The 12,973-nt window shown below is 64.0% G+C and carries 11 protein-coding genes; 5 read left to right on the top strand and 6 right to left on the bottom strand.

Annotation, left to right across the window (positions count from 1 at the left end; genetic code table 11):
• The first annotated feature begins 1 nt into the window (after position 1).
• The 4 genes from EV686_RS02085 to EV686_RS02070 all read left to right on the top strand — a co-directional run bounded on the left by EV686_RS02085 (position 2) and on the right by EV686_RS02070 (position 3,406).
• Positions 2-808, top strand: a complete 807-nt coding sequence (locus EV686_RS02085) for an ABC transporter permease (RefSeq protein ID WP_132472956.1) — start codon at positions 2-4, stop codon at positions 806-808.
• 9 nt (positions 809-817) lie between these two features.
• Positions 818-1,831 carry a proline racemase family protein gene (locus EV686_RS02080; protein ID WP_132472954.1) on the top strand — a complete coding sequence of 338 codons (1,014 nt, stop codon included), beginning with the start codon at positions 818-820 and terminating at the stop codon, positions 1,829-1,831.
• Positions 1,832-2,009: 178 nt separating this feature from the next.
• Positions 2,010-2,225 carry a hypothetical protein gene (locus EV686_RS02075; RefSeq protein WP_132472952.1) on the top strand — a complete coding sequence of 72 codons (216 nt, stop codon included), beginning with the start codon at positions 2,010-2,012 and terminating at the stop codon, positions 2,223-2,225.
• Positions 2,222-3,406 (top strand): class I SAM-dependent methyltransferase, encoded by a 1,185-nt coding sequence (locus tag EV686_RS02070; RefSeq protein ID WP_132472950.1) that lies wholly within the window; start codon positions 2,222-2,224, stop codon positions 3,404-3,406. The genes EV686_RS02075 and EV686_RS02070 overlap by 4 nt, the downstream gene beginning before the upstream one ends.
• Positions 3,407-3,509: 103 nt before the next feature.
• On the opposite strand, the gene EV686_RS02065 is transcribed toward EV686_RS02070, so the two are convergent.
• The 3 genes from EV686_RS02065 to EV686_RS02055 all read right to left on the bottom strand — a co-directional run bounded on the left by EV686_RS02065 (position 3,510) and on the right by EV686_RS02055 (position 8,892).
• Positions 3,510-5,486: a methyl-accepting chemotaxis protein gene (locus EV686_RS02065; protein WP_132472948.1), complete on the bottom strand. Its 1,977-nt coding sequence runs from the start codon at positions 5,484-5,486 to the stop codon at positions 3,510-3,512.
• A gap of 278 nt (positions 5,487-5,764) precedes the next feature.
• On the bottom strand, positions 5,765-6,865 hold the full coding sequence (locus tag EV686_RS02060) for a tRNA nucleotidyltransferase/poly(A) polymerase-related protein (protein ID WP_132472946.1): 1,101 nt from the start codon (positions 6,863-6,865) through the stop codon (positions 5,765-5,767).
• Positions 6,862-8,892 carry a lytic transglycosylase domain-containing protein gene (locus EV686_RS02055; RefSeq protein WP_243650702.1) on the bottom strand — a complete coding sequence of 677 codons (2,031 nt, stop codon included), beginning with the start codon at positions 8,890-8,892 and terminating at the stop codon, positions 6,862-6,864. Before EV686_RS02055 ends, EV686_RS02060 begins: the two co-directional genes overlap by 4 nt.
• A gap of 25 nt (positions 8,893-8,917) precedes the next feature.
• Between EV686_RS02055 and EV686_RS02050 the strand changes: the two genes are divergently transcribed.
• Positions 8,918-9,550, top strand: coding sequence for a 5-formyltetrahydrofolate cyclo-ligase (locus tag EV686_RS02050; protein ID WP_132472942.1), 633 nt, complete (start codon positions 8,918-8,920; stop codon positions 9,548-9,550).
• Positions 9,551-9,571: 21 nt separating this feature from the next.
• Here EV686_RS02050 and EV686_RS02045 read toward each other — a convergent pair whose 3' ends face one another.
• Genes EV686_RS02045 through EV686_RS02035 form a run of 3 tightly spaced genes read right to left on the bottom strand, consistent with a single transcriptional unit; the run spans position 9,572 to position 12,970 of the window.
• Positions 9,572-10,972, bottom strand: a complete 1,401-nt coding sequence (locus EV686_RS02045) for an MmgE/PrpD family protein (protein ID WP_132472940.1) — start codon at positions 10,970-10,972, stop codon at positions 9,572-9,574.
• Positions 10,962-11,966, bottom strand: a complete 1,005-nt coding sequence (locus tag EV686_RS02040) for an ABC transporter ATP-binding protein (RefSeq protein ID WP_132472938.1) — start codon at positions 11,964-11,966, stop codon at positions 10,962-10,964. The genes EV686_RS02045 and EV686_RS02040 overlap by 11 nt, the downstream gene beginning before the upstream one ends.
• The gene (locus EV686_RS02035; RefSeq protein ID WP_132472936.1) at positions 11,963-12,970 is read right to left on the bottom strand and encodes an ABC transporter ATP-binding protein; all 1,008 of its coding nucleotides are present in this window, start codon (positions 12,968-12,970) and stop codon (positions 11,963-11,965) included. The genes EV686_RS02040 and EV686_RS02035 overlap by 4 nt, the downstream gene beginning before the upstream one ends.
• Positions 12,971-12,973 lie beyond the last annotated feature (3 nt).

The raw sequence follows: 12,973 nt of genomic DNA, 5'->3' as shown, positions 1-12,973 counted from the left end.
CATGTTCGTGCGCATACTCGTAACCGCAATTTCCTGGGCCGCCATGGCGTTTCTGGTAATGCCACTGGTCATCATCATCGGGGCATCCCTGACCGAGACGCGTTATCTGAGCTTTCCGCCCGAAGGCCTGACCCTCAAGTGGTATGGCGCCATCCTGGCCGACCCGACCTATGTCCAGTCCTTTCTGATGAGCACGCTGCTGGCCGCCGCCGCCACGCTGGCGGGCATCGCGATCGCCATTCCCAGTTCCCTGGCGCTGGCCCGCTATGCCTTCCCGGGTCGCCAGTTCCTGGCTGCCATGTTCGCCTCGCCGCTGGTTCTCCCTTATCTGGTTCTGGGCTCGGCGCTGCTGCAGTTCACCGGTTACTTCGGCTTTTCCCAGACGTTTCTGGCCCTGCTGGTCGGGCACGTGGTGATCGTCACGCCCTTCATCATAAAGTCGGTGTCCAGCCTCATCACCCCGGATCACCTGGCGCTGGAGCAGGCCTCGGCGGACCTGGGCGCATCGCCCTGGCAGACCTTTGCGCGGATCACCTTGCCATTGCTGCGCCCGGGCCTGATCACAGGCGCGATTTTCGGATTCATCACCTCGTGGATCAACGTCGAGCTGTCGATGTTCAACACGACGGGCGCGCTGAACACTATCCCGGTTCAGCTCTTCAATTATGTGCAGTATTCCGTGGATCCCACGATCGCAGCCATCTCTGCCGTGACGATCCTGATTGCCATCATCGTTATCACAGTACTGGATATGACCATTGGCCTGGACCTGCTTTCCGACGGGAAATCAGGCCGGCAGGAAACATAGGAGCACTTCATGCAGAAGCAGGACGTCTTTGACGTAATCTATACCCACACCGAGGGCGAGCCCCTTTGCATCATCCACAGCGGCGTGCCGTACCCGGTGAATTCCACCGTGGTCGAGAAGCGCGCCTTCCTGGTGGAGCACTACGACTGGCTGCGCAAGGCGCTGATGCGCGAGCCGCGCGGCCATAACGATATGTTCGGCGTGTTCCTGACGCCTCCCTCCAGCGCCGACTACGATGCCGGCCTGATCTATATCGATGGACACACGTATTCTCACATGTGCGGCCATGGCACGATCGCGGTGGCCATGGTGATGGTGGCCATGGGCATGGTGCCCCGCAATCCGGACGGCAAGACCACGATCCGCTTCGAGACCACGGCGGGCCTGGTGGTGGCGGAAGTCGACGCCACGCAGGATGAGGTGCTGACGACGCAGTTCGAGAACGTGCCAGCCTATGTCGAAGCGCAGGACCTGCCCGTGGTGCTGCCCGGCTACGGCGAGGTCAAGGCCGACATCGTATGGGGCGGCAACTACTTCGGCATTATCGACCTGTCGCAGACGGCTCTGCGCATCGCGCCCGAAAACGGCAAGACCCTGATCCAGATGGGGCTGGCCGCGCGCGAGCAGATCAATGCCCAGTACAAGATCCAGCATCCCACCCAGGCGCACATCAACGACCTGAACTTCATCACTTTCTGGCATCAGCCGACAATCGAAGGGGCTTTCTACAAGAACGTGCACGTATTCAGCGGCGGCCAGCTCGACCGTTCGCCCGGCGGGACCGGCACCAGCGCGATGATGGCCATGTTCGAGGCGCGCGGCAAGCTGGGCTTCAACCAGCCCATCAAGTCCGAAGGCCTGTTGGGCAGCGGCACTTTCGAAGGCTGCCTGCTGGGCGAGGTGGACCTGAACGGCAAGCGCGGCGTGCGCCCCACTGTCAAGGGGACAGCCAGCATCCTGGGAACGGCGCGCTGGAACATCGACCGCAACGATCCCGTCGGCGCCGGCTTCATCGTGCGCTGATCGTTCCCGGATCGCAGAAACGAGAAGGCCTGGAGCGGGCGACGCCTCTCCAGGCCTTCTCCTCATATCGCTCCCAGGAAAAGAGTTCCGTAGGGTTTCGCCCGGATACGCCCACCGGGGATATTTTCTATCCGGCTAAAATGCCTGTTTCCGTTTCCATCGCCCCCGGCACGCCTTTATGAAAGACCTGGTCCGCGCCCCGGCACTATTGTCGCTGCTATTGAGCATTCCGCTCTGGTTCATACTCGACAACTTCATTGTCGCGCTGATCGTGGCCTTGCTGATCTCTTTCCTGATCGCCATGTGCCACAGCCTGCTCGTGCTCAAGCGCCAGTCGCCGGATGAGCGCGATGATCCGGAACATCAGGACACCAGACACCGGAACGAGCCATGACAGACCCGCAAACCAGCCGCAACCTGCCCTCGGGGCTCCCTCCCCTGGAGCCGGAGGCCCGCGAGCACCAGGCCGCTGTCGCCCGATACCTTGCGGAACAAATCCGGCAAGCGCCCGGCGGCTTCCTTCCATTCGATCAATGGATGCATCACACACTGTACGCCCCCAGCCTCGGCTACTACGCGGCGGGCTCCACGAAGTTCGGCGGCGCGACTCTGGGCGGCGATTTCACCACCGCTCCCGAGCTGACACCCTTGTTCGGCAGGACGCTGGCGGCCCAGGTTGCGCAGGTGCTGCGCGCCAGCGGCTCGGACTCCGTCCTGGAGTTCGGCGCAGGCTCCGGTGCGCTGGCCGCCAGCCTGATCCCCGCGCTGCGCGACCTGGGCATCGAGCCGAAGTACCGGATCATGGAAGTGTCGGCGGACCTGAAGGAACGCCAGTTCGACCGGCTGGCGCCACTGCAGGCGGATGTGCGCTGGCTGGATGCCCTGCCGGACGGCTTCGAAGGCTGCGTCATCGCCAATGAGGTCATGGACGCCATGCCCGTGCACCTGTTTCGCTGGCAGGAAGACGGCGCGCTGCATGAGCTTGGCATCGTATGCGAAGACGATGCCTTCGCCATGGCTCAGCGCGAAGCGCCCCCTCAGTTGGCACGGGCGCTGGAACAGCGCATGCCCGCCTATCCGGGCTACCGGTCGGAAATCAACCTGCAGGCCGAGGCATGGATACGCGGCATGGGCGACTGGCTGCGGCGCGGCGCGGCGCTGCTGATCGACTATGGCTTTCCCCGCCACGAGTATTACCATCCGCAGCGCGCCGAAGGCACGCTGATGTGTCATTTCCGCCATCATGCGCACAGCGATCCGCTGGCCTACCCCGGCCTGCAGGACATCACGGCGCACGTGGACTTCACTGCCATGGCGGACACGGCGCTGGAAGCCGGCCTGGATGTGATGGGCTACACCAGCCAGGCCCGTTTTCTATTGAACTGCGGCCTGATGGCACACCTGCCCCTGAACGGCGCTGCGGACGGCATGGAACAGGCGATGGCCCTGGCGGCCGTGCAGAAGCTGCTGTCGGAAGCAGAAATGGGAGAACTGTTCAAAGTGCTGGCGATTGCCAGGGGCGTCGAGGCGCCCCTGCTGGGATTCCAGCAGGGAGACCGACGGCACCGGCTGTAGCGCGCCCAGGACCCAGGCAAGGCGCACTTGGACCGGACGCAAGCCGCGAGGCTGCCGGATGGCAACCGCCAGGACTGAAAGCTGGCCGCAGCTCTTGGCTGCATCAAGCCAATTGCAGCGGCGCGGATCCAGCCAGCATCGGCCTCTGGTCCGGCAAACGGAAGGTTTCCACCGCCTGTGCCAGCCCGTCGGTCTGCTCCCGCAGGCTTTCCGCGGCGGCGGTCACCTCTTCCACCAGCTCCGCATTCCTGCGCGTGATGTCCTCGATCTGCAGGATGGCCTGATTTACCTGCTCGATCCCTGACGTCTGCTCGGCGCTGGCTACATGGATTTCTCCCATGAGATCCTCCACCTTCTTCACTGCGTCGACGATCTGCAGCATGGTCTGGCCGGCATGGCCCACATGTCCGCTGCCCTTCGTGACTTGCTCGACCGAATGATCGATCAGGTCCTTGATCTCCTTGGCGGCATTGGCCGAGCGCTGCGCCAGGCTGCGGACCTCGCTGGCCACCACGGCGAAACCGCGTCCCTGCTCACCGGCCCGCGCCGCTTCGACAGCGGCATTCAGCGCAAGGATATTGGTCTGGAAAGCGATGCCTTCGATGACGCTGATGATTTCCGCCATGCGTTGCGAGCTGGATGAAATCGTTCCCATGGACTCGACCACCTGCTGCATGACCTGACCGCCCTGTTCCGCCAGCGTCGTGGTGGAATTCACGAGGCTGTTCGCCTGCCTTGCATGGCTGTCGTTCTGCTGCACGGTCGCCGTCAATTGCTGCATGGCGGCCGCCGTCTGCTCAAGGTTGGCCGCCTGAGTCTCCGTGCGCTGCGAGAGGTCGCGGTTGCCGGCGGCGATTTCATGCGACGCCAGGTTGATGCTGCCGATGCTGGAGCGAACACCATTGACGGTTTGCGCCAGGCTCTCGCTCATGGTGTTCAGCGCCTGCAGCAATTGCGCGGACTCATCGCGGCCCACGACGGCGACGCGCCCGGTCAGGTCGCGATCCGCCACCTTCCTGGCCATGTCCACCGATACGGCAATGGGGCGGGTGATGGCGCGCGATATCATCAGGCTGGCGCCCGCCAGCAGCAGGCTCATGGCAATGGCTCCGCCCAGCAGCAGCATCTCGGTGTTGCGCATATCGGAAACCTGGGCCTGCAGCACATCGCCCGTGGCTCCGATGACATCGTCGACGACGTTGAACTGGCCGTCGATCGCCGCCGTCATGGTGCCGAAGTACTGCTCTCCCGAGGCATTCAGACCGGTCGCCTGGATCACCTGATCCTGCGCCATGCGCAGCACGGCCTGGGCCTGGCGGTCGGCTTCGGCGGTAACGCCAGCCAGGCGCTCCCTGAGCATGGGATTGCTCTGATATGCCTTGTCGAACATGCGCGCTGTACGCAACCGGAACTCTTCGGCGCGCTGCAGGTTGCCGATGATCGCCAGGCGCTGGTCGGACGTCAGGCTGCGCCGGGTCAGCGCCGCGGCTCCCAGTGCCCTCAGTTGCCCGAGTTCTTCCGTCAGCAGCGGCAAGGAGCCGAAGACGCCCTGCACTAGCGCATTGGTGTCCCGGTTCTGGTCAAGCGAGAGGCGATAGGCGTCCAGGATGGCGTCCTCGGCCAGTAACAGGCGCGCCACCAGGCCGACATGCGACTGGAAGCTCTGTTCCGCGGCAAGACGCGAGCCATCCACTCCTGCCTGCAGCGACTCCCAATCCTTGCGAATGGCTTCGATATCGCGCCGTATGCCGGCGGTATCCGCCCCTGTCCGCGCAAGACTGGCATCCAGTGCCTGGAATGATGCATGTGTCTTTTGCCCGACCTGGCGCCGCTGATCCTGCATTGCCGCATTTCCGCTAAGCACCATGTTGGACAGTCCTCGATGCTGCTGTACCTGCCTGACTACCTGCAGCAGCAGGCTGGCCGGTTCGACGCCCGCCACCTCCAGCCTTTTGTGCTCAATGACGGCATTGACGCTTTGTATATAGAGTACTGCCGGAACGGCGAACATAACCAGGCTCAGCACACCCAGAAATGCGATCTTTTTTCCCAAAGTCCACTTGGAGAGCAGCGATTTCATTTTTTCTTCCGTGACTATGCGGCATCGACACCGGACGCAACATAAAATTACATTTGAACGTGGATGATACAAACAAGATTCACCAGGCTCTATGTCCCAGAACAAAGGGACGCCTATTTATCCTCTGTTTGTGTCGTTCTGGCGGAGAAAAACCACACCCCAGGACAAGAAAGCCACAGTTCAATGAACGGCCGGAAACAGGAAAGCATTAGCCGCCGCCCGAACACAGCCGGCGCAGCCGCCTCTGCGGCACGTACAAGCCACTTGAATTGCTTGGGCTACAGCGTCCGCAACACGTCCAGCCGGGCGTCCCGCAAGGCCCGACGGATGGCATCCCCGCCGGACGCGGTGCGGGCCACGGCGCCCGCATCGATGCCGCGCACGGCATCGAGCCGCCGCTTCCATGCATCCAGGTCGACTGTCGCAACGCAGGCCGCGGCCTGCAGCACGTCGAGAAACCGCTGCGGCTTGCGCAGGCCGTCGCAACGCTCGATCAGGTCCAGCCAGTCCTGCGGCAGGGCGGCGGGCAGACTGTCCAGCACGACCGACAGCAGCACGGCCTGGTCCCGGCATTCTCCGGGAGCCCGGATATGCGCGGCAATGGCGGCCGGATCTTCGGAACGGTGGCACAGCAATGCAAACCTGCCCGGCAAGGGAAGGCCTTGCGCCGCGGCCCCGACCAGAGCCTTGTCCACGGCTGCATCGACCACAAGCCCCGGCAGCACGCGCGACATCGCCCCCACCTCTTGCATCACAAACAGGAAGCGATCCGGACGGAACGTCTTCAGGCTTTTTTCCAGCTCGCGCCAGACCCTTTCCGGCACCAGCGCATCGACCTCCCCATCGCCAACCAGCCGGCGCGCCAGATCCAGGGTTTCCGGAGCGATGGAAAACTGCGGGAACCGGGCTGCGAACCGTGCCAGCCGCAACAGACGCACGGGATCCTCGCAAAAGGCTTCTCCCACGTGTCGCAATACCTTGTGTTCAATGTCGCTTTGGCCATGGAACGGATCCACGATTCTGCCGTCCGGCCCCTGAGCCATGGCATTCATGGTCAGGTCGCGCCGCTTCAGGTCGTCCTCCAGCGAAACATCCTGCCCCGCGTAGAAAGTAAACCCGTGGTAGCCGCGCCCCGACTTGCGCTCGGTGCGGGCCAGGGCGTATTCCTCTTTGGTCCGTGGATGCAGGAAGACCGGGAAATCGCCGCCCACGGGGATGAAGCCACGCTCCGCCATGATCTCCGGAGACGCGCCCACCACGACCCAGTCGCGGTCGCCCGCCGGCTGCCCCATCAACGCATCGCGCACGGCGCCGCCCACGACATAGACATCCAGCCCCTGCGTGGCGGGGTCGCCAGGCACGGCGAGCAGCGGAATCACGGCAGGGCGACCTTGCGCTGCGGTGCCGGCGAGATTGTTCCCAGGCGCTCCTTCAGCGAATGCGGCTCGCCGGTGAACAGCGTGGCGTAATACACGGCGTTCGACAGCACATGCTTCACGTACAGGCGGGTTTCCGTGAAGGGGATGGTCTCGGCGAAGATCGCTCCCTCGACCGGACCCGGCAAGGTGGCGCGCCAGCGCACAGGCCTGCCAGGGCCAGCGTTGTAGCCGGCGCTGGCCAGTACCTGGGAGCCCCCCAGGTCGCGCAGCACCATATCCAGATAGCGCGTCCCCAGAATGGTATTGGTGTCGAAGTCATTGACCGACGATGGCTTGAAGTCTTTCATGCCGATCTTGCCCGCGACCCACTTGGCCGTGGCCGGCATCAGTTGCATCAGGCCGGACGCGCCCACGCGCGAACGCGCATTGGTGATGAAGCGCGATTCCTGCCGGATCAGGCCGTACACCCAGGCGGCGTCCAGGCCGATTTCCTTGGCTTTTTCCGAAACCCTGCCCTCGAACGGCGCGATGAAGCGCTGCGATACGTCGACTTCGTCGCGGGTGAGCAACGAGGTATTGATGACACGGTCGAAAATCTGTTCCTGGCGCGCGTATTCGGCGGCCGCGCGCAACTGGCGGTCGCTCATGCCGCGCAGGGCGTAGACCCATTCCTGCACAGCCTCGGTGCGCCAGTCCAGGTCGAACAGCGCCACCGCGCGCTGCAGCCCCGGCAACTCCCGGACCTGGGCGACATCCTGCTCGGAGACCGGCTCCGGCAACGGAGGAATGGCCTGTATCACGCCCAGTTCCTCGCTGGCCAGTTGCCCGTAGAAATCCATGACATGGCGGATCGATTCGTACTGCTGGCGTGCGTCGTCCGCTTTGCCCTGCGCCGCCAGTGCGCGGCCCAGCCAGTAGGCCCACGCCGTCTCCGACTGCTGCTCAGGCGACATGCGGCGCACGGCCCTTTCCACCCAGGTCCAGTCGATATCGGCGCGGCGCAGTTCGGCGCGCACTTGCCAGGCATGGTTGTAGTCGGTCAGCCTGCCATCTCCGGACTTGCGGTACCACTGATAGGCGCCAGGCTCGACGTTCAATGCCGATGTCAGCCCGAACTGGCTCCATACCCATTGCAGGCTTTCCGCCGGCAACGCCTTCTCCCAGCGGGTCTGGATCATGTTGGCGTTGGCGGCGCGATCCTTGTCGCGCGCCAGCCTGCCCAGGGCCAGCGTCACCAGCTCGGTATCGGTGCGCGTGGAGGGCGCCTTGCGCCCGGCCAGCCATTTCTTCGGGTCCTTGACCAGCGCGGCATACTGCACCATGTCGGAAGCGCTGAATATGATGGCGGCCATGCGCTGCGCATTGCCTGTTCGATTCGCCTCGAGCATGGCGCGCACCTGCGGCACCAGGTCATTCCAGCCCACGACCTTGCTGCTTTGCAATTGGTCCATCATCATCCAGCAGGACTGGCCTGCCTGGAATGTCGACAGCGCCTGCTCGGCGCTGACCGCCTGCCCTGTCATGTGCTGCGCCAGCAGCAGCGCGCACTGCACCTGCGCATTGCCCGAAGGATTGGGACCCAGGCGCGCGGCGGTGGAAAAATCGCCCGAGCGCGCCGCGGCAATGATCCACTCTCCCTTCAAGCGTTCGACCAATTGCGGATTCTTGCTGTTGGCGATGAAGCGTTCGATCTCGGCCACCGGCACGGGCTGCGTCTGATCCTGCGTCTTGCGGCGCAGCATCCAGTAGGTGGCATAGTCGCCCAGCATGGGATCCTGGCTTGCCGCCGGAGCCAGCGTCGCCAGGCGCGTCCATTGTTTCTTTTCGACGGCGTCCCTGGCGTCGATGAGGCTTTGCCTCGCGTCGGATACGACTTCGGTCACCGTCACCCGCACATTCGCCTGTGCGGCAGGCTGGCCCAGGGCGAACACGACGATGGCGGCGCCCAGCCACGGGCGGCGCACGCGTGGCACCACGCCAGACACGCTGGCGTTTTTCTGATACCGTTGGCGGTATGTAAATGACATCCGGCAGACTCCTTCCACACGCATCATGACAAACATTGCACAGGATAACGCAGTCGCACTGCGAACGCGACTGAAACAGCTACGCGACGACCAGGATCCCGTCGATCGCAATCGCGGCGGCCTGCTGATACGCGGCCGGCTGTTCACCTGGCTGGCCACCACCCGCACCCGCCTGGCCGAGGAAGGCCGCGCGGCGCCCTCCACCATTGCCGCCTTCTGGTCGACGCCGGGCGAACCGCCGCTGCAGCCGCTGCTGCATCAATGGGTGGAAGAGCACGGCCTGACTGTCACCCTGCCGGTTGTTACCGGCCCCGACACGCCGCTGGCCTTCCGCGCATGGAGTCCGGATCAATCCATGCAGACTGGCGCCTACGGCATAGAAGAGCCCGCAGGCGATACGGACGCGCCGCTGCCGGACGTCGTACTGGTGCCCACGCTGGGATTCACCCGCCAGGGCGACCGCGTGGGCTATGGCAAGGGTTATTACGACCGCACCCTGGCCGCACTGAAGGCGCGGGGCCACAAGTTCACGACCATCGGCATCGCCTGGGCATGCGGAGACTTGTCCGGCCAACCCTACACGCCGGCGCCGCACGACTACCGGCTGGACAGCATACTGACCGACAAGGGCTGGGCCGTGCCCGCGCCCGTGTTGTGAGCCGGACCGCCGACACCCAACCTACTCTATCGGCATTGCTGCCAACAGACGGCCGAATTCGCGCACGCTGCGGAAATCTTCGATTCCGATGACGCGATCGACGACCCCTCGGCCTTGCTGGCTGGGAACGTTCTGGCGGAACTTGTTCAGGATGAACGAGTTGGCCACGGGCCGTGCCTGAGCTCCCAGGTTGACATCGATGGATTTGCTCAGGGTATGCCCGTTCGCCAGCCGGATCTCCAGCCGCCCCGGATAGACAGCGGGAAAGGCCGTATCAACCTCGCCCCGGCAGGTCACTCGATCGGCCATCGCCAGCACTTGCGGATCATGCAATACGCCGGCTTCAAGCTCATCCAGCGTGAAGCGGCGGCGCAGCAACCCGGCGGCCACCAGGAACGGCAGCGAGAACTGGGCCTGGCCCGCGGTCTGCGGACGACGCTTGGCCGGCAGCGGCTCAGCGATCTTGGGCATGACCTGCTCCGGCACCCAGGCCACGATGGCCGTGATGTTCGCCGTGTCCAGATTGTCGTAAAGCGCCAGTTCCATCGCCGCTTCGATGCAGGCATGCGCATAATAGGCGGCGGGAAACGGTTTGACCGCGATGTTTTCCAGCTCCCAGTGCGTGCCTATCGTCGCAACGGTACGATGCACGCTTTCCAGGTCCGCTGGCTGGTCCACATGCGTGGCAAGCATGCCATGGCGACCCTCGTAGGCTCGCTGTGGCCCGCACAACCCTTGGCGCGCAAGCATGGCGGCCTGCATTCCAGCCTGGGCGGCCCAACCTGCATGCAGGCGCTTGGTATCGCCACCGTCTTCGAGAAACTGCATGGAACCGCTGGCCATCGACAACGCCAGCCCCTGCGCACTCACCATGGCCACCTCGTCCAGCTCCAGCAGGCATCCTGCGGCTACCGCAGCCGCGAGCGTACCCACGACACCGGTGGGATGAAAGCCCCGGCGCTGGAAGCCGCCGGTGGAAACCATGCCCAGGCGGGCTGCGACCTCCACTCCGGCGATATAGGCCAGCAACAACAGGTGTCCCGGAGCATCGGCCCATTCCGCCGTGGCCAGGGCCGCCGGAAACAGTACGCAGGTCGGATGCAATACCGCAGCCATATGGACGTCGTCGAACTCCAGTCCATGAATCAACTGCCCATTCAGGAATGCGGCATCGCGGGCGCGCCGCAATCGCGGGCTGGCGATGACCGCATGCCTCCCGCTTTCCTTCCCATCCCAGGCATCGAACGCCTGCTCCAGTCGCCCGGCGATCTTCCGCCGCTGGGCCGCACAAGCAGCGCCGATTCCGTCCAGCATCAGATAGGCTGCGCGCTGGCGCACCTGCTCCGGAATCAGCGCCAGGTCCAGTCCCGCCACCTGCCTGGCCAACTGCAGGGAAAGAGTCAACGGCGCCTTATCCGACATGCTCGGCCTTTCTGGGAACGATCTTTTCCACGGAGTGCAGATGGCAGGCCACGCCGCGGCCGCCGCCCATATCGCGCCATTCCGGATAGCGCGTCCGGCACTCCGGCATGGCCTGGGGACAGCGCGGGTGGAAATGGCAGCCCGAAGGCGGAGACAACGCAGAAGCCACGTCCCCCTCGATCTTGGCCACCGTAATCTTGGTCTTGGGGTCGGGCACCGGCGAGGCCTGGCGCAGGGCCTTTGTATAGGGATGCAACGGCTCGTCAAACAAAGCATCCACCGGCCCCTGCTCCACCACGCGCCCCAGGTACATCACGGCCACGCGCCGGCAGAAATGCCGCACCACGCCCAAGTCGTGGGAGATGAATACAAAGCTCAGGCCGCGGCGCCGCTGCAGGTCTTCCATCAACAGCAGTACCTGCGCCTGGATCGACACATCCAGCGCCGAAACGGGTTCGTCGGCAACAATCAGCCGCGGCGCCAGCGCCAGCGCGCGGGCAATGCCGATGCGCTGGCGCTGCCCGCCGGAAAACTCGTGGGGATACTTCTGCATGGCCTGAGCCGGCAGGCCCACTTCCATCAAAGCCTGCGCCACTTTCTCTTTTACGTCGGCGCGTGTCGCCACGCCATGCAGCAACATGGGCTCGGCCAGCGCGCGGCCAATCGTTATCCGGGGATTGAGCGATGCATACGGATCCTGAAACACGATCTGGATCTCGCGTCGCAGCTCACGCAGCCGGCGCCGGTCCGCCTTGGCGATGTCCTCGCCCTGATAGCGCACCTCGCCAGCGGACGGCTCGACCAGGCGCAGGATCGCGCGGCCCGCCGTGGACTTTCCGCAGCCGGACTCGCCCACAATTCCAAAGGACTCGCCTTCTGTCACTTCGAAGGAGACATCTCTCAGCGCGTGCAGCTCTGCTTTCTGCGACCCCATGAACCCTTGCCGCACATAGAACGTTTTGGACAATCCCTTGACTTGCAGCAGCGGCATCATTGCAACGCCTCCCTCGTGATCGGTTCGGCCCTGACCCAGCAGCGCGCGAGATGGGTGGACGAACCGCCTACCGGCGCCAGGGGCGGCACCTCTCGGGTACAGCGGGCTTCCTTGTTCATCGTGCAGCGGTCGGCATAGCGGCACCCAGGCGTCTCTTCGGTGATCGGCGGCACTTGGCCGGGAATGGGGAACAGATCGGAGCGATCGCGATCGACGCGCGGCATCGATCGCAGCAAAGCCTCGGTATAGGGATGCGTCGGCCGATCAAACAGCTCGTCGACGGAAGCCTGCTCGATGATCCGACCGCCGTACATCACCGCCACGCGATCGGCGATGGACGCCACCACGCCAAGGTTATGCGTGATGAACACCATACCCATGCCAGAACGCGCCTTGCTTTCGGCCAGCAGCGCCAGAATCTGGACCTGGATGGTCACATCCAGTGCCGTCGTCGGTTCGTCGGCCAGCAACAGTCTAGGCTCGCAGGCAAGCGCCATCGCTATCATCACGCGCTGGCGCATGCCGCCGCTGAATTGATGCGGATAGTCGGAGAAGCGCTTTGCCGCCGACGGGATCTTGACCAGGTCGAGCAGCTCCAGAGCCTGCTCTCCGGCCTGCCTGCGCGACAGTTTCCGGTGGTAGCGCAAGGCTTCGGCAATCTGCGAGCCAATCGTCATGACAGGGTTGAGCGAGGTCATCGGCTCCTGGAACACCATCGCCATCGTGTTACCCCTGATGGACTCCATCTCCTTTTCCTTGAGTCCGAGCAATTCGCGCCCAAGCAGGTTGATGCTGCCGCTGGCCACGCGTCCCTGCGACTTGGAGATCAGCCCCATGACGGACAGGGCCGTAATGCTCTTCCCGCAGCCGGATTCGCCGACGATGGCTAGCGTTTCATTGGCGTTCACCTCAAAACTCAAGTCGCGGATGGCGGGATACCAATCCCCTTTGATCCGGAACTCGGTCGTCAAGCCCGAGACCTTCAATACTGGTTCTTTGTTCATGGC

This window comes from Paracandidimonas soli (genome assembly GCF_004342005.1).
GTDB classification, from domain to species: Bacteria; Pseudomonadota; Gammaproteobacteria; order Burkholderiales; family Burkholderiaceae_B; genus Paracandidimonas; species Paracandidimonas soli.
This window is presented reverse-complemented; position numbering and strand designations above follow the sequence as displayed.

Bases quoted from the DNA above. Each gene is read 5' to 3' on its own strand.
- EV686_RS02085 (WP_132472956.1), top strand. From the start codon at position 2: ATGTTCGTGCGCATACTCGTAACCGCAATTTCCTGGGCCGCCATGGCG.
- EV686_RS02080 (WP_132472954.1), top strand. From the start codon at position 818: ATGCAGAAGCAGGACGTCTTTGACGTAATCTATACCCACACCGAGGGC.
- EV686_RS02075 (WP_132472952.1), top strand. From the start codon at position 2,010: ATGAAAGACCTGGTCCGCGCCCCGGCACTATTGTCGCTGCTATTGAGC.
- EV686_RS02070 (WP_132472950.1), top strand. From the start codon at position 2,222: ATGACAGACCCGCAAACCAGCCGCAACCTGCCCTCGGGGCTCCCTCCC.
- EV686_RS02065 (WP_132472948.1), bottom strand. From the start codon at position 5,486: ATGAAATCGCTGCTCTCCAAGTGGACTTTGGGAAAAAAGATCGCATTT.
- EV686_RS02055 (WP_243650702.1), bottom strand. From the start codon at position 8,892: ATGTCATTTACATACCGCCAACGGTATCAGAAAAACGCCAGCGTGTCT.
- EV686_RS02050 (WP_132472942.1), top strand. From the start codon at position 8,918: ATGACAAACATTGCACAGGATAACGCAGTCGCACTGCGAACGCGACTG.
- EV686_RS02045 (WP_132472940.1), bottom strand. From the start codon at position 10,972: ATGTCGGATAAGGCGCCGTTGACTCTTTCCCTGCAGTTGGCCAGGCAG.
- EV686_RS02040 (WP_132472938.1), bottom strand. From the start codon at position 11,966: ATGATGCCGCTGCTGCAAGTCAAGGGATTGTCCAAAACGTTCTATGTG.
- EV686_RS02035 (WP_132472936.1), bottom strand. From the start codon at position 12,970: ATGAACAAAGAACCAGTATTGAAGGTCTCGGGCTTGACGACCGAGTTC.